The organism is Pedobacter sp. AC190 (assembly GCF_979258025.1).
In genome coordinates this window covers 2,016,642-2,032,727 of the sequence record NZ_OZ409824.1, presented here as the reverse complement: position 1 = coordinate 2,032,727, position 16,086 = coordinate 2,016,642, and the positions used below count along the sequence as shown (strand labels likewise).

The window sequence follows — 16,086 nt, the reverse complement described above, 5'->3', positions numbered from 1 at the left end:
TAACATTGAAAAACAATAAAATGAAAAAGACAGTTCAAATTTTCAGCATGCTTTTAATAGCACTAACAGTAATGGTATCGTGTAAAAAAGACACCGATCCAGCAGATCGCGATTTTTTCGTTGGAACTTATAAGGGAACAGTTTCTTACCGAAATGGCCAGACTGTAACCAACAGCACCGACGGTAAAGTAACCGTAACTAAAGTAAGTGATACGTACAGTTTCTTTTTTGGTAACAACATTCCTGATATTACAGGGGTTAAATTTCAGGAAAGCGGAAATACTTATGTAAGTGTTGGTACAGGTTTAATTGGAATTACCATCGATGCCAGCTCTTTAAAAATGGCAGTTTCGAACAGTAATGGTACCTGGACAGCCGATTGTACAAGATAATATTTTAAACTTTCAAAAAATCCCGATGTGAATCGGGATTTTTTTTTGCCCAATATTTTTAACATACTTTTTTAAGAAAAAATCGTGTTAAGTTCCGAATTTATCTAGATTTATAAAATGAGTGCTGAACTAAAAAAACATATTGAGGAAGTTGTTTTACTAACTGATGAAGAGTTTGCACATATTAATAGCCATTTCAAGTTTAAACATTTTAAAAAGCATCAGTATCTAATTCAAGAAGATGAACAAGTAAAAAATATCTATTTTGTAATTAAAGGACTTTTAAAAGCAACATTTACAGATGCAAATGGTAAGGAATATATCATTCAGTTTGCTATGGAAAACTGGTGGATTTCAGACTTCCAGGCTTTCTACAGCAACGTTAAATCAATTATAAATATTATCTGTTTAGAAAATGTAGAGCTCCTTTCTATCTCAAAAGAAAACTTAGATAAACTCTGCGATGAAAGCCACAAAATGGAGCATTTTTTTAGGATAAAAAATAGTTCTGGTTATGTTGCATTGCAGCAAAGAATTTTATCGTTACTAACAACTAGCCCTAAAGAAAGATTTGAGCAATTGTCTCGCCAATATCCACAACTTTCTCAGCGGGTTTCTAAAACCGTTATTGCAGCCTATTTGGGTATTTCGAGAGAAACACTGAGTAGGCTTTCTACAAAATTGTGATTTGACTCACAAAAAATCTGTGATTCAAGTCCTGTGCAGCCGAACATTTTAGCCCTAATTTTGTCTTACACTTAGGATAAAAATATATGAATAAGAAAGTTTTATTCGTGCTTACGAGCCACGATGAATTAGGAAACACAGGTTTAAAAACAGGTTTTTGGTCAGAAGAATTAGCTGCCCCATATTATACTTTAACAGATAAAGGAATCGAAATCACTCTTTCATCGCCAAAAGGTGGTCAACCACCTATAGACCCTAAAAGCGAAGATCCAACATTTCAAACCGATACCACCAGAAGAATGGATAAAGACACCGTTCTGTTAAATAAATTAAAGCAAACAATTCCCTTAGCAGAGGTGAAAATGGAGGATTATGATGCTGTATTTTATCCTGGAGGACATGGCCCGCTTTGGGATTTGGCAGAAAGTGCTACCTCTCAAAAATTAATAGTCGATTTTTACACCGCAAATAAACCAGTTGGCTTTGTTTGTCACGCCCCTGGTGTATTAAAGGATGTTAAAATTGATGGAGCATATTTAGTTAACGGAAAAAATGTAACGGGCTTTACCAACACCGAAGAAGAAGCGGTTCAGCTAACCAAAGTAGTTCCTTTTTTAGTAGAAGATATGTTGGTGAAAAATGGTGGAATTTATACCAAAATAGAAGATTGGAATCCTTACGCTGTTGTAGATGGTTTATTGGTAACTGGTCAAAACCCAGCATCATCAGAAAAAGTAGCCGAAGAGTTGTTAAAACTATTATAAAACTAAATTTATAGAGGTTGCAAAACAAAACATCCTCTATAAATTTATTTTACTCCAATTCTTCTTCATCTTCCTCTTCGGGCACATATTTCTCAATAGCCTGCCCAATTGCATTCACTTCTTCATCTTCCTCAAAAATTGGAAGTTCGGTTTTGTAATCCATCTTCAACCAAATGGAAGAAGTATCTTTTTGAATTTGAATGTATTCTCTTCCATCTTTAAAAATGGTATATGAGTCGTTTCCCTCAGGAAAAACCGAATAATTTATTGGGCCTATTTCTATATCAAATGGTTCTTGCATGGTGAGTTTTTTTGGTAAAGATAAGGCTTTGCCAGAAAGCACAAATTACCTTTTACAGTTTTTTTGGAAATCAATAACCGTAGTTCATGGCAGATAACAGTCCCGCTCACTACAATTCCTCAAGAAACCTGTCTATCAAGCAAGCATTCCCAAAAAAAATAAATACAGATGTTTAAATGGGAGATTTCTGTTGCAATAGGGTTTAAGCTGCTACAAAATTGCATCTATCTGCGGCACCTAAACCCCGTTGAGTGGAAAATCGGAATGCCGAATTTTTTTTCGGGAGAGGATTTGAAACAAAAGACGGGAGAGAAACTGACGAAAGCACTACTGCACTTGATTTTAAAAAAAATAAATTTTTATCTTTAATAATGGATTTTACTAAAGCGGAAAACAGAATTTGCAGGTCTATTTTTGAAATCGGTTTACAGCGGCAATTTGCAGCAGGAATGAATGAATTTACCACCATATTGCAACAATGGCAGACTGAAAAACCTGCAGATAATAGAGCACATTATTATGCAGTTTTTAATGCAGTAAAAGATTTTGATAAAAAAATTGCAATTAGATATGATGGTTTGAGGAACTCGATGTATTATGCAACAATTATCGGTTTACTAAATGATGATGTTATTAAAAGCGATGATTTATTTGCGTTTTCTGAGGAAAGAAAATTACAATTGCTGGAGGCTGCAAAAAGATGGAAAGCGCTTCATTAACTAAAAAATTACGCCATCTTGCTTAAAAATCGCGTCATTTGTATTACTTTACACCAAACAATTTACCGAAAGATTAGAAGATGAAGTTAACGTTTTGGGGTGCGGCGCAACAGGTAACAGGAAGTATGCACCTGCTCGAAGTTGAGCATTATAAAATACTGATAGATTGTGGTTTGGATTATGAAAAGGAAACCTATCAGGAAGATAATCAACAATTCCCTTTCGATCCGGCCGATATTAATCTGGTTATTTTAACTCACGCACATATCGACCATTCGGGTAATTTACCAACCTTGGTGCGCCTCGGTTTCGATGGTCAGGTGCTTTGTACACCGCCGACCGCCGATTTAACTTCGATTTTGTTGTTCGATTCGGTTGAACTTTTTTTACGTAAACAAAGCAGAAAACCAAGAACAAAGCGGGGTAATTTCAGTGGTCCGAAACCTTTGTATTTGCATAAACATGTAATGGATACGATTGATCGTTTCGTAACAATTGCTTTCAACAAGCCTTTCAAAATTAATGGCAATATCAGTTTAACGTTTGTGCCTGTTGGGCATTTGCTGGGTGCTGCGGCAACCATTTTAACGATAAACGATAAAGGAGAAGAAAAGAAAATTGCTTTCTCGGGCGATATTGGCAGAGAAAACTATCCTGTTTTAGTGAAGCCAGAACCAATACCTGAGGTTGATTATTTTGTATGTGAATCTACGTATGGTGGCCGATACCACACAAAAGACCAAACTTTAGAACAGCGTTTGGTAAAAGAAATTGAAGAAGCATGTATCAAAACGCCTGGCCGTTTAATTATCCCAGCATTTAGTATCGGTAGAACACAGTCATTGGTTTTTGCATTAAACCAAATTTTTACTAAAAAGTTATTACCTCCTGTTCAAATATTTGTCGATAGCCCGATGGCCATACAAGCGACTGATGTTTACCGAAAACACCATAATTTGGTTAATCAGGAAGCGAAAGATTTCTACAAAACCATGGGCGATGAATTTGAATTTGAGCATTTGGCTTATGTTCAAACCATGAAAGAAAGTAAAGATGTCTCTAATTACTTTGATCCCTGCATCATCATTTCTTCGGCAGGAATGTTGGAGGGTGGGCGTATTCAGGATCATTTATATTACAACATCCAAAATTATTATTGCACCATTCTTTTTATTGGTTATTGCGCCAAGGGAACGCTGGGATATAAACTTTTAAGTGGTGCGCCAATTGTTAGAATTAAAGATCGTGAAATGATGGTTTACGCCACCATTCGCCAAACCGATTTGCTAAGCGGCCACGGCGATCATGATGATTTGGTTAGAACGGTAAAACAAACTGGCCAACCAAAAAAGGTTTTTCTGGTTCATGGAGAGGATAAAAGCTTACAAAGCTTGGCATCAGCTTTAACGGAAGATGGGTTTAATGTGGTTGCGCCTGAAAAAGGAGAGGTATTTGAGATTTAGTGTATCAGTCGTCATGGTTTAAATGTAAAACGATACCATCAGAGGATTTGCTCTTTAGCCTAACACAGCTTCAGCAGCAAATCTTCGTTCTACTATAATACGGCCTTAACATTTTTTTAGCATAGGTTATCACAGCCACATCACTGACTTCAATAGAAAAATTTTCAGTCGTTAATTTTGTTTCTTTTTGTTGTCAAAAAGACAAAAGCCTGTCTGGCCAGTACAAAAAATTAATTTTTATTCAATAGTGAATGTATCGTCATTCATCAACCAATTTTAATTATCTCCTCACTTGCCCATCACCCCTCACTACCCATTTATAACTGGTTAATTCCTCTAATCCCATCGGACCACGGGCATGAAGTTTTTGGGTACTAATGCCAATTTCTGCACCTAAACCAAACTGAGCGCCATCGGTAAATCCTGTTGATGCATTGGCATAAACCGCAGCGGCATCTACCTCAATTAAAAATCGGGTTATATTTTCTGCATCTTCGGAAATGATTGCCTCGCTGTGTTTAGAACTATAATATGCAATATGATTTAAGGCTGCATCAAAATCATTGACAATTTTAACTGCCATTTTTAAAGATAAAAATTCCGTTCCGAAATGTTCTTCAGTTGCGGGGTTTAAAAGTGCTGATGGATAAGTGGATTTTAAAATTTCATAGCTTTTTTCATCAGCAAAAAGTTCAACTTTTCCATCAGCCAAAGGCGATAAAAGCTCAGCTAAATTATTCAATCTATTTGCATGGATTAACACACAATCCAACGAATTACAAACACTCACCCGTCTGGTTTTGGCATTAAAAATAATTGCCTTACCTTTTTCTAAATCACCCGATTCATCAAAATAAGTATGAACAATGCCCGCTCCAGTTTCAATTACAGGGATTTTGCTATTCTCCCGAACATAATCAATCAACGATTGACTGCCGCGTGGAATCAATACATCTACAAAACCTCTTGCGTTTAGCAAAGCTTCGGTGGCTGCTCGTTCTGCTGGTAATAAGGTTAAAACATTAGGATCGATTTCATGCTTGATTAAAACACTTTGAATCACTTTTGAAATGGCTAAGTTCGAAAACTCGGCATCGCTTCCACCTTTTAAAACTGCAACATTTCCCGTTTTGAAGCAAAGCGAAAAAACATCAGCAGTAACATTTGGTCGGGCTTCGTAAATTACACCAACCACACCCAACGGTACCCGAACTTTTTTTAAATTCAAGCCATTATCTAAAATTCTTTCTGATAAAACTTCTGTCAACGGACTGGTTAAATTCACTACGCTTTCGATATCGCCAGCAATGGTTTTTATTCTTTCAGCATTAAGCTTTAGTCTATCATATTTTGGATCTTCGACGGGCATTTTTGCAAGGTCTTTTAAGTTTTCCTGCAAAATATGCCCTGTGTTTGCAATTAAAGCATCAGCCAAATCGGCTAAAACAGCATTTGTTTTTTCCTTACTTACGCCATTCAGTTTGCGACTGGCTAGTTGCGCCTTTTCGAAGTATTGTTTGTATTCCATTTTTGTAGTATCAATCAAGCATCAAGCTATTATTCTATGCTTTAGTTTTACACAAAGCGCAAAGAAATTGAGAAAATGAATCTAGCTTTGTGTGTTTCTGTGTATTTTCCTTGTATACTTTGTGGTTAAATTAGGCTTTCAGCTTAAATCGCCGAATAAAAATAATCGTAATGCACTAATGCCTTTTGTTTTTTCTGCCCAATTCTTTCTTTCGCTTTATCAGATCCGTATTCTGCAATGCCTAAACCTATTAATTGGTTATTTTCATCTATAATTTTGATGATGTCGCCTTTTAAAAAATCGGATTGTATTTCAATAATGCCGATGGGAAGCAAACTTGTCGCTTTACCAGATGTTAAGACCATTTTTGCTCCATCATTTAGTTTAACAATTCCAGTTGCCGCCGTTTCCGAATGTGCAATCCATTTCTTTTTACCTGATTTAATTTTTTCAGGAACAAATCGGGTATGAACCAAATCTTCATTTAGTAAAGAAGTAAGCACATTATCTTTCGTTCCGTTAGCAATATGAACTGCAATGCCCAATTTGGCAACTTTTTGCGCCATCGTTGTTTTGGTAATCATACCACCACGACCGAAAGATGATTTACCAGTTTGTATAAAAGAAGCCAGATTAGTAACCGAGCCTTTGATTTCTTCTATTACCTCTGAAGTAGCGAGCTTCGGATCGCCATTGTAGATTCCATTAACGTTTGAAAGGATGATTAATGCATCGGCATTTAACATTGAAGCAATTAAACCAGCAAGCTCATCATTATCGGTAAACATTAATTCGGTTACCGAAACCACATCATTTTCATTTACTACAGGGATTACCTCATTCTGAAGCAAAATTTGCATACAGTTTTTCATGTTAAGATAATGTGCCCGATCGCGAAAATCCTCTTTGGTAACTAAAACCTGCGCACACTTTATATGATGTTCGGCAAAGAAATTAGAATAGGTATTAATCAGTTTTACCTGACCAATGGCTGCTAATAGCTGTCTTGTGGTTACTGCATCTTGCTTTTCGGAAACTTTAATTAAGCTTCTTCCAGAGGCAACAGCACCAGAAGAAACTAAAATGACTTCGATGCCTTGTTGCTTAACTTCGGCCAGTTGATTTACAAGATGATTGATTCTGCTTTCATCTGGCAACCCGTTAGCTTGCGTAATTACATTCGACCCAACTTTAACAACTATTTTTTTGTACCCTAATTTCATTATTATTCTATCACATTTTAATGATGCCAATTTAACATCAATTTTCTTAATTAAGATGATTATCAATAGACTTAGTAGATTTTTACGAAAATGATAATTGTTTGTTTTTAGATAATTACGGATTTGAATTTATACTTGTGACAATAGCTGAAGGCTTTCGGTAACGAAGAAAATATTTCTTTATTCTTAGAAGTGTATAATGGGAAAAGTGAAATTTGCCAAGAACTGAATACCTTTTGTTTTTAAATCTGATAAAGCAGAAAGTCCGCAACTGAGGTACGAATGCGGACTTGGAGCGATAGCAGGGCTAGAGTTTCCGAAGTGATAACTGGCATTCGTTTCCAAATAACTAGACTTCATGATCTGTCAGTTTTATAAATCAGTCGATTAAATTTACCACCAGAGACTTAATATATTATAAAACAGCCCAGTATTTCTTAATATAATTAAGAAATTAACATTAACTTAACATTGGGCTTGTAGCTTTGCAGCATATTAAAAATTAACATGAACAATATTTTTAAGTTCTTTACGCCTCAGGATAGAAAATTCCATCCTCTTTTTGAGCAAGCTGGTAGCAATGCATTGAAAATTGCAGAAACTCTTTTAGAAATGGTAAGCACGGCTGATGCTGAAAGCAGAAAAACAATTTTTAAAGAAATTGAGCGCTTAGAGCACGTTGGTGATGATATTACCCATTCGATTTTCCTTGAATTAAGCAGAAACTTTATTACACCGTTTGATAGAGAAGACATTCACCAACTGGCAACTGCTGTTGATGATGTTGCTGATTATATTTATGGTACTGCAAATCGTATGCAAATGTATAACATGAATGCGATTAGTGAGCCAGTTGTTAAAATTGCTGAGTTATTGGTAGAAATGTGTACTGATATTGATAAAGCAATTAAAGAATTACGCAGCTTTAAAAACATACGTGTAATTGCTGATGCTTGTATTCGTATTAACAGCGGTGAAAACCAAGCTGATTATGTATTTACTTTAGCGGTTGCCCGCTTATTTGAATACGAAACAAATGCAATTGAATTAATTAAACAAAAAGAGGTTTTACAAACGATAGAAAAAGCGACAGATAAGTGTGAGGATGTAGCGAACGTGCTTGAAACTATCTTAGTTAAAAACGCTTAATAAAAAACAAACATGGTAACTACCTTATTGGTTGTTGTTGTAATTCTGGCTATTGCTTTCGATTACATTAATGGCTTTCACGATGCCGCTAACTCGATTGCAACAGTTGTTTCTACAAAAGTTTTAACGCCTTTTCAGGCTGTTTTGTGGGCTGCACTTTTTAATTTTGCAGCATACTTTTATTTTACCGACCACAAAGTGGCCAACACGGTTGCTAAAACGGTAATCGAAAATTATATCACTTTAGAGGTTATTCTTGCTGGTTTGGTTGCCGCAATTATATGGAATTTGTTAACCTGGTGGTACGGTATTCCATCAAGTTCATCGCATACATTAATTGGTGGTTTTGCTGGTGCAGGTATGACACATGCCTTACTTACGGGAGCGAGTCCGCTTGATGCTGTAAACATGGGTTATGTGGTGAAAATTGTGTCTTTTATTGTATTAGCACCAGTTATTGGTATGGTAATTTCGGTAATTATAACATTGGTTATTATTAACGTTTGTCGCTATGCGAAACCTGCTACTGCTGAAAAATGGTTTAAACGCTTGCAACTTTTATCTTCTGCAGCATTAAGTTTTTTCCACGGTGGTAATGATGCGCAAAAGGTTATGGGTATTATTGCAACGGCCTTAATTGCCGCTAAAGTTATTCCTAACTTCGAAGCTATGCCAGGTTGGGTGCCAGTTGCGTGTTACTCTGCTATATCTTTAGGTACAATGAGTGGTGGTTGGAAAATTGTTAAAACCATGGGTTCTAAAATTACAAAGGTTACTGCGCTGGAAGGTGTAGCTGCCGAAACTGCTGGTGCTGTAACACTTGGTATTACAGAGCATTTTGCAATTCCTGTTTCTACTACGCATACCATTACAGGTTCGATTGTAGGTGTAGGTGTTGTTAAAAGTATATCGGCAGTGCGTTGGGGTGTAACGATTAACCTAATCTGGGCGTGGATTTTAACCATTCCTGTTTCCGCAACCTTAGCTGCCATTATTTATGCAGCAATTTATTACTTCAAATAAAACAAAATCCTTTATATTATACTCAAAATACCTAAGCCGAAAAGCTTAGGTATTTTTGTTTTCACCATATTAGAAATCTAAGGTTTGTACTTTTTTTCTTAGATGTCTTACATGGCAAAGAAAAACTTATAAATTGTCTTTCATCTCCTTAGCCACTTCTTTCGCTAAAACATCATCGCTTTGTTCCAAATTCTTAACGATGTTTTCTTTGTTTGCCGCAGAATGATTCTGACTCATTTTAAAAACATGATCGATATTAGTAACCGAGATTTCGAAGCCTGTAATCGCTTTTAAATGTTTTTGAATATAATCTTCTCCGATTTTATTGAAAGCCGCAGGACTGCTTTCAGGGTTTTCATACTTATCTGTTAAATCTTTAATTACCTGATAAGTTTCTTTCGAATTTAAGAGTCTGATAATTCCCTTTGCCTGAACGGTTTTATAATTCCAGGTGGAAGCAGACTTTGGATTTTCGTAAACTGAGGCACTTATGTAAGCATGAGCACCAGTAAAGATCGCCAGCACATTTTTATTTTTCTGAAAAGCGTTAAAGTGATCAGTTTTCGTCATAATGTGGCCGATTAGTTTAATCGAATCTCCATCTATAACAGTTTTAACTGGGATTTGGGTTGCAACGGGAAACGCTCCATCGAAACCCACCAGGGTTACAAAAGTATTATTATGCAAAAAATCAAGAATTTCCTCCTGATTATCGGTTGTAAAGTATGGTAATTTGTACATCGCTTTGGTATGAGGAAAGATATAAATCGGTTTTTTGTGTTATTAAGATTAACCTTGTTTTAAAAACAAATGGGTTAAAACTTAACACTCAATTCTACAAGGTCGGTACCTTTTTTAGGTAATACCCAATCTGGTCCAGCCTGAATAAGCCGTTTTGCTTCTTCATCAGCCTGCTTATTAAGCGACTTAATTACGCTGATATTTGTTGGTCTTCCGTTCTTTTTAACTTTAAAGCTTAAAATAACATACTGTTCAGGACCGTTTGGATTGTAAAGTTTATTGTTGCTCTCTAAATATTGCTGGTAATTTACAGTCGAAACAGGAACAGGTTTTGTAATTTCACCTATTGATTTATCCAGGTTTTCTACCGCACGTAAAACAATTTTTTGTGGCGCAACAGTTTCCTTTTTTTGCCCGTTAGATCTGGTAATTAAAGCAATTTCATTTAAAGATCTATCACCAGTTAACGCCATTCTTATCGCATTCGGATCCGTTGTAACCGCTCGATCGTTAAAGCCTTGTGCCTTAACCAAAACCTCTTTAGTCTTATAATCACTATCAACAGGTAAAGAGAAAAATCCATTAGCATTGGTCGCTGTTACGGCTTTCGAATTTGCTAGTTTTACAATTGCCCCTTTAACGGGTTGCCCATTTTGCGTAACTACATTGCCACTATAAACCAAACTACTTCCCGAAAGTACAGGAGCCGAAGCAACAACAGCTTCTTCTGCTACTGCTTTTCTTTCTGAAAAGCTTTCTGCTTTGGCTTTGCTTGGCGCCATATTATCTGATAGTATTTCACTAGCAGCCTCACGCTCTGCATTTCTTAAAACAGGCGCAGATTTAGTGTTTTTGGCTAAAGCGCCAGTTTTGGCCTCAACAATAGCTTTATCAATTAAGGTAGTTTTAGCAACATCCTCAGCAACATCTTTTTTTGGTTCAACCGAAGCAATAGTTGTATTAGAATCTAAATTTACCATAACACCACTTGCATTTCGCGATGCAACTTCGTTGTTTCTGCGAGTAGTTTCACGCATGAAAAACAAAATGCTAACCGCGATAAACGCAACAGTGGCCGTTGCCGCAATACTTAAACGATGCGTGGTAATGCCCCAAAGTTTACGTTTAACAGGTTTTTGAGAAACTCGATCGTGAAGTTGTTTTTGAAGAATAGAAAGCGTTTGCTTGCGTTTTGGCGATTGTTTAAGCCCTTCTAAAGCTTCGGCAACAAAAGGATCTTCTAAAGCCTGTCTTTCTACAAAGTGCATAGCTTTAGCATCAAGCTTACCATCTAGGTAATCTTCTAGAACATCAATATCTAACCAATCGTTATTCACTACTATTTTTCTCTATACAAATTTTCAAATTTCGCTTACCGTTTTGAATGTAACTTTTAACTTTAAGCATATCGTAGCCCGTAATATCGGCCACTTCTTTGTAGCATTTTTCTTGTAAATAAAATAAATCTACGCTTTTTCGCTGTTCTTCGGGCAAAGTTTCCATGCACTTTTCCATAATGGTAAGCTGCGTTTCTTTTGTATTGTCAATATCCAGATGCACAAACTCTGTATTTTCCACAAAAGTATCATCAATAGAAACGTTATTTTGCTTTGCAGATTTCCGCAGTGCCATTAAACAATGGTTTCGTGTTAAAACATGCAGCCAGCTTTTAAAATTCTGAACCTCATGAATTTTGAGTTTGGTTACCAGTTCTTCAAAAATTTGCATAACCGCATCTTTACTCTGCTCCTCATCTTTAAAATAATTTAAGCAAACCCCGAAAACCAAATGCATATATTTATTGTAAAGCGTACCCAACGAGTCCAAATCGCCCGAGTTTTTATACTCGGCAATTAGTTTGGCATCGTCTTGCTGGTTATTCCCAGCTGTTATTTTTATAAACTTCAAAAAATTGGGCGCTTAATCGTATAATCTTTCAAGTATAAAAAATATTTCTGAGTGCGCTGCTATAAAATCATTTGGAGTTGTTTTTTGAAAGCAAAACCAGTTCGTTTTTGGTTACGATAGTCCCGCTTTTTATTACAATCTTAAACTTCTGGCATTTGAATGAATGAAGCATTTGTTTCATTGGTAGCAGATGCTTCGTGCCTCAGCATAACACGCAAATTCAGAGTTGCTGCATCAAAGGAGCATTTACATTACAATCGGGTTTAGATAACTCAAATTTGTGCAAGAAACGCCAGTGGCATTAAAGATTTACTAATTCAATTTTTCACAAAGCTTTATCTTTGGTGGGCAACAAAAATTTATGGCAGTTATTTTGCATAGCAAAGTTAAACACACAAAAAATGAAGAGAATTAATATTTTATCTGCATCCCTAGCATTAATATTATTTACAAACCTAAAGGCCAACGCTCAGTTTAAGCTAAGCGATATTTTCAAGAAAGTAACCGAAAAATCTACAACGGGTGCTACTGGAACCCCTTCTACTTTAGAAATCGGACAAGGTATAAAAGAGGCCTTGCAAATTGGTGTTTCTGCAGGAGCAGATCGGTTATCTGCTAAGGATGGCTTTTTAGGCAATTTGGCGGTTAAAATTTTAATGCCTTCAGAAGCACAAAAAGTAGAAAGAACATTACGCAGTATTGGCTTAAACTCGCTTTGCGATAATGTGATTACCAGTTTAAACCGTGCCGCAGAAGATGCAGCAACAGAAGCCAAACCAATTTTTATATCGGCGATTAAAGGAATGACGTTAACTGATGCCACAAACATTCTTTTAGGCAATAAAAACTCGGCAACAGAATACTTTAAACGAGTAACCACCGCACAGTTGATGCAAAAATTTAGTCCGATTGTAACGACCAGTTTAAGTAAGGTAAATGCAACCAAATACTACAGCGATTTAACTTCACAATACAATAGGTTGCCTTTAGTTAAACCGGTAAATACGAATTTAACAGAATATGTTACTCAGAAAGCCATCGATGGTTTATTTATAGAAGTTGCAAAAGAAGAATTAAAAATAAGAGATAATTTTAGTTCGAGAAGTTCGACTTTGCTACAAAAAGTGTTCGGTTATGCAGATAAGAAGAAAAGTTAAGTCTTATTAAAATCATAAAAACAACAGATTCAGGTTTCCAAAGAGCCTGAATCTTTTTGTTTAAAAACAATTTGTAAAATTGTACATGACTAAGTTTAACATCCTTTTAGCAACGCTTTTTATTTCTTGCCTTGCGCTATTTTCTGCCTGTAAATCTAACGGCGGCTCAGAAGAGCAATCAAAAGCAATGCTTGATACCGTTTCGTTGAGTGGCAAAAATTTTGCCTTAGCTTACCAGGATGGAAGCAAAATTGTAGCTACAAGTATCGATACCATGAAGCAGATTTCGTTCGGCGGTGCAACAAACCCAGCGATTTCACCCGATGGAAATAAACTAGCCTATACCGTAAACGATACCGCTGGGCACAGAGCCATTTGGGTTGCAGATATGGAAAACAAAAGCCAGTTGCAATTAAAAGTTAATAACGATAATTATTATCAGGCGGTATGGTCGGCAAGTGGAAATGAAATTGCTTTCAGCATTTTTAACGATAAAAAACTTTGGAAAGTTGGTGTAATTAAAGCAGATAATTCGGGATTTGTAATACTGGATAACGCATCGAAAATTAACGTGTATTCGCCAACCTGGAAAAGCGATAAAGAACTTCTCGCTCAAGATTTGCTTAACCTTTATACTTTTGATATTTCTGGAAAATTAATCGACACAAAATCTATAGCCAGCTTAATTGGAAGTGATTTCAGCATTGCGAGCAGCAATCGCTTTTTTTATACCAAAGATGGTGCGAAATTAATTTTTAATGCGGGCAATAAGGATGTTGTTGATGGATTGATAGGCCCAAGTGAAGCTGTTTATGTATTGGATTTATCGAGTAAAAAGGTAGAACGTATTTCGCCAAAAGGTTTAAATGTTCCATATGTTTTTGTAACCGCCGATGACAGAATTTTCTTCAGTGGTGCTGAAAAGCCATTTACAAACAGCAAAATATATGTTTCTGATTTAAGCGGTAATATAAAAACCATTGTGGATAAGGGGACTAATCCAACTGGAGCATTGAAATAGGTGTTAATGCTATCGTTAGTCGATATTTTTAGTGCTTTCTCTTTTTAATACGAAATTTTATAGCGCTGCACATCCTTTAAGTTACACTGATTAGCCCAACTTATTTAAGCCCGATTTAGCGTAAAATACTTTTTTGTTGCAGATACTTAAATTGGTTTCGCAAAACACAGATAAAAAAGATTGAAGCGAGAGCGGGGCGGCCGTTTCAAAAATGAGCCGAAACCTGCCTTTCTAAAAAAAATAAAAAAAAATTAAAGTAATATTAATTTTCATCCGTTTACTGGTTATAATGCAAGCAATAGTGCCAACAAACGAATCTCAAAATATAATCTCTACGGTTGCCAACTATGGTAAGCGCTTATTTAGTTTCATTCGCGGGCGGGTGAAAACGGATGAGGATGCGGAGGATATTTTGCAGGATGTGTGGTATCAGTTAAGCAATCAACCCGAAGCAGGTGCAATTGAGCAGATTAGTGGTTGGTTGTACCGAGTAGCTCGCAACAAAATTACCGATAAACACCGTAAACAAAGGGAAGCTTTATTGGATGATTTTAGTTATGAAGGAGAAGATGGCGAAATTAATTTCAGAGAAATTTTATTGGCAGAGTCTTTCTCGCCAGAGGAAGAAAGTTTAAAGAAACTTTTTTGGGATCAGTTATTTCTTGCTTTAGAAGAATTGCCCGAAAACCAGCGATATGTTTTTGTTCAAAATGAACTAGAAGACCGCACTTTTCAGGAACTGGCCGATGAAAGCGGCGAAAATATCAAAACGTTAATATCGAGAAAAGGTTACGCTGTAAAACACTTGCGTAATCGTTTACAAAATTTATATCAAGAATTTATTAATTATTAATTTGCAGAAGATGAGAAGTAGAAAATTTAGCAAGGGCAAGAAATTCATTTTCTTTTTACCCGTTGTGGCATTAATTGCCGCCGCATTAGGGTATGTTGTAATGTATTTGTGGAATTGCATTTTGCCTGAAGTAACTCATGCAGGGCGAATAAATTTTTGGCAGGCCCTTGGTTTATTGGTGCTGTGTAGAATTCTATTTGGCAACTTTAATAAAGGCAATGGTGGTCCTGGCAATCATTTTCGCGAAAAAGCATGGGGTTTGCGCTCGAAATGGGATAGTATGAATGAGGAAGAACGAGCAAAATTTAAAGAGGAATATAAACGAAGATGTGGCGGATGGGGCCATAGAAATAAAGAATAATTTAAAGCCAGCTGAAAAGCTGGCTTTTTTTATGGGATAAATTCAGCTAATGTTTAACATCGAGCTTATATGTTTCAGATGGTTAACTAAGATTCACTTGGTTTCCTTAGATGGTAAAAATATTTTTCAAATTATTTAAAGTAAAAATAAATCTCCACCGTCTACCTTTTTAAATAGCAAGAAATTGCAAATGAAACCATCATGAGCTGAGAGTCAAAACTTAAGTTTCAAAACTCATGATTAGCTTCATCACGATTAAAACAAGAAATAACAACATGAAAAAAATATTAAAAGCCATAGGATTCGGGATTGTACTTGGTGCAACTGCTTTCTTCATTCCATTCATATTTAAGTTTATTCTAATTGCAATGGTAATTGGAATGGTGTTCAGAATGTTTGCTCATAGCAAGCGCCGACATTTCGCTCAACGTTTCGATGCTTACTATGCAAATAGTAATTACAATCAAATTATTCCTATTGATGGACAATGGTACAAGCCAGCGGTTCAAAATAACGGAGTGGAAAATAACATTAACGTAAATTATTAACCGACATGAAAGCATTTAGAATATTATTAGCCTTAGCAGTTGCAGGTGCTACTTTTTACAGCTTAAATGTACTGGCTGTTCAAAATGGATATCGCGATAGATTGGATTTTAAAAACAGGCATTACCACGAACATGATTGTAATCATGAGCACCGCAGAAATCATGGCTACATACATCGCGATAGAACATTGATTGATACTGCAACAACAAAAGCAGATACAACAGAAAAAATTATACCCATAAAATAA

20 protein-coding genes are annotated in these 16,086 nt (G+C 36.0%); 13 read left to right on the top strand and 7 right to left on the bottom strand.

Annotation, left to right across the window (positions count from 1 at the left end):
- Positions 1 to 20: 20 nt before the first annotated feature.
- From ACZZZI_RS08955 to ACZZZI_RS08945, 3 genes are all read left to right on the top strand, one after another.
- Positions 21 to 392, top strand: a complete 372-nt coding sequence (locus tag ACZZZI_RS08955; protein WP_316764165.1) for a hypothetical protein — start codon at positions 21 to 23, stop codon at positions 390 to 392.
- A gap of 117 nt (positions 393 to 509) precedes the next feature.
- The gene (locus ACZZZI_RS08950; RefSeq protein WP_463489233.1) at positions 510 to 1,079 is read left to right on the top strand and encodes a Crp/Fnr family transcriptional regulator; all 570 of its coding nucleotides are present in this window, start codon (positions 510 to 512) and stop codon (positions 1,077 to 1,079) included.
- An 86-nt stretch (positions 1,080 to 1,165) separates the two neighbouring features.
- Positions 1,166 to 1,843, top strand: coding sequence for a type 1 glutamine amidotransferase domain-containing protein (locus ACZZZI_RS08945; protein ID WP_463489232.1), 678 nt, complete (start codon positions 1,166 to 1,168; stop codon positions 1,841 to 1,843).
- A 49-nt stretch (positions 1,844 to 1,892) separates the two neighbouring features.
- Here the strand turns inward: ACZZZI_RS08945 and ACZZZI_RS08940 are convergent, their stop codons facing one another.
- Positions 1,893 to 2,144 carry a hypothetical protein gene (locus ACZZZI_RS08940; protein WP_316764159.1) on the bottom strand — a complete coding sequence of 84 codons (252 nt, stop codon included), beginning with the start codon at positions 2,142 to 2,144 and terminating at the stop codon, positions 1,893 to 1,895.
- A 251-nt stretch (positions 2,145 to 2,395) separates the two neighbouring features.
- Between ACZZZI_RS08940 and ACZZZI_RS08935 the strand changes: the two genes are divergently transcribed.
- Positions 2,396 to 2,863 (top strand): hypothetical protein, encoded by a 468-nt coding sequence (locus tag ACZZZI_RS08935; protein ID WP_424057516.1) that lies wholly within the window; start codon positions 2,396 to 2,398, stop codon positions 2,861 to 2,863.
- A gap of 80 nt (positions 2,864 to 2,943) precedes the next feature.
- Positions 2,944 to 4,326: an MBL fold metallo-hydrolase RNA specificity domain-containing protein gene (locus ACZZZI_RS08930; RefSeq protein WP_463489231.1), complete on the top strand. Its 1,383-nt coding sequence runs from the start codon at positions 2,944 to 2,946 to the stop codon at positions 4,324 to 4,326.
- Between the two features lie 280 nt (positions 4,327 to 4,606).
- On the opposite strand, the gene ACZZZI_RS08925 is transcribed toward ACZZZI_RS08930, so the two are convergent.
- The 3 genes from ACZZZI_RS08925 to ACZZZI_RS08915 all read right to left on the bottom strand — a co-directional run bounded on the left by ACZZZI_RS08925 (position 4,607) and on the right by ACZZZI_RS08915 (position 7,437).
- A complete protein-coding gene (locus ACZZZI_RS08925) occupies positions 4,607 to 5,854 on the bottom strand; it encodes a glutamate-5-semialdehyde dehydrogenase (protein WP_463489230.1) in 1,248 nt (415 codons plus the stop codon).
- Positions 5,855 to 5,997: 143 nt separating this feature from the next.
- The gene (gene proB / locus ACZZZI_RS08920; protein WP_344769566.1) at positions 5,998 to 7,077 is read right to left on the bottom strand and encodes a glutamate 5-kinase; all 1,080 of its coding nucleotides are present in this window, start codon (positions 7,075 to 7,077) and stop codon (positions 5,998 to 6,000) included.
- Positions 7,078 to 7,263: 186 nt separating this feature from the next.
- Entirely contained in the window at positions 7,264 to 7,437 is a 174-nt protein-coding gene (locus ACZZZI_RS08915) for a hypothetical protein (RefSeq protein WP_463489229.1), read from the bottom strand.
- A gap of 147 nt (positions 7,438 to 7,584) precedes the next feature.
- Between ACZZZI_RS08915 and ACZZZI_RS08910 the strand changes: the two genes are divergently transcribed.
- Positions 7,585 to 8,226: a DUF47 domain-containing protein gene (locus ACZZZI_RS08910; protein ID WP_316764141.1), complete on the top strand. Its 642-nt coding sequence runs from the start codon at positions 7,585 to 7,587 to the stop codon at positions 8,224 to 8,226.
- Between the two features lie 12 nt (positions 8,227 to 8,238).
- Complete coding sequence (locus tag ACZZZI_RS08905; RefSeq protein ID WP_316764137.1) at positions 8,239 to 9,249, top strand: inorganic phosphate transporter; 1,011 nt, start codon at positions 8,239 to 8,241, stop codon at positions 9,247 to 9,249.
- 126 nt (positions 9,250 to 9,375) lie between these two features.
- On the opposite strand, the gene ACZZZI_RS08900 is transcribed toward ACZZZI_RS08905, so the two are convergent.
- The 3 genes from ACZZZI_RS08900 to ACZZZI_RS08890 form a co-directional block, all read right to left on the bottom strand.
- Positions 9,376 to 9,990, bottom strand: coding sequence for an FMN-binding negative transcriptional regulator (locus ACZZZI_RS08900; RefSeq protein WP_463489228.1), 615 nt, complete (start codon positions 9,988 to 9,990; stop codon positions 9,376 to 9,378).
- A gap of 74 nt (positions 9,991 to 10,064) precedes the next feature.
- On the bottom strand, positions 10,065 to 11,327 hold the full coding sequence (locus tag ACZZZI_RS08895; RefSeq protein ID WP_463489227.1) for a hypothetical protein: 1,263 nt from the start codon (positions 11,325 to 11,327) through the stop codon (positions 10,065 to 10,067).
- Positions 11,320 to 11,898: an RNA polymerase sigma factor gene (locus ACZZZI_RS08890; protein WP_316764128.1), complete on the bottom strand. Its 579-nt coding sequence runs from the start codon at positions 11,896 to 11,898 to the stop codon at positions 11,320 to 11,322. The genes ACZZZI_RS08895 and ACZZZI_RS08890 overlap by 8 nt, the downstream gene beginning before the upstream one ends.
- A 401-nt stretch (positions 11,899 to 12,299) precedes the next feature.
- Between ACZZZI_RS08890 and ACZZZI_RS08885 the strand changes: the two genes are divergently transcribed.
- From ACZZZI_RS08885 to ACZZZI_RS08860, 6 genes are all read left to right on the top strand, one after another.
- Positions 12,300 to 13,055 (top strand): DUF4197 domain-containing protein, encoded by a 756-nt coding sequence (locus ACZZZI_RS08885; RefSeq protein WP_463489226.1) that lies wholly within the window; start codon positions 12,300 to 12,302, stop codon positions 13,053 to 13,055.
- 85 nt (positions 13,056 to 13,140) lie between these two features.
- Positions 13,141 to 14,076 carry a hypothetical protein gene (locus ACZZZI_RS08880; protein ID WP_463489225.1) on the top strand — a complete coding sequence of 312 codons (936 nt, stop codon included), beginning with the start codon at positions 13,141 to 13,143 and terminating at the stop codon, positions 14,074 to 14,076.
- A 289-nt stretch (positions 14,077 to 14,365) separates the two neighbouring features.
- Positions 14,366 to 14,929 carry an RNA polymerase sigma factor gene (locus ACZZZI_RS08875; RefSeq protein ID WP_316764117.1) on the top strand — a complete coding sequence of 188 codons (564 nt, stop codon included), beginning with the start codon at positions 14,366 to 14,368 and terminating at the stop codon, positions 14,927 to 14,929.
- A gap of 10 nt (positions 14,930 to 14,939) precedes the next feature.
- Positions 14,940 to 15,290 (top strand): hypothetical protein, encoded by a 351-nt coding sequence (locus tag ACZZZI_RS08870; RefSeq protein ID WP_344769584.1) that lies wholly within the window; start codon positions 14,940 to 14,942, stop codon positions 15,288 to 15,290.
- Between the two features lie 275 nt (positions 15,291 to 15,565).
- Entirely contained in the window at positions 15,566 to 15,838 is a 273-nt protein-coding gene (locus ACZZZI_RS08865; RefSeq protein WP_316764111.1) for a hypothetical protein, read from the top strand.
- Positions 15,839 to 15,843: 5 nt separating this feature from the next.
- Positions 15,844 to 16,086 (top strand): hypothetical protein, encoded by a 243-nt coding sequence (locus tag ACZZZI_RS08860; RefSeq protein WP_463489224.1) that lies wholly within the window; start codon positions 15,844 to 15,846, stop codon positions 16,084 to 16,086.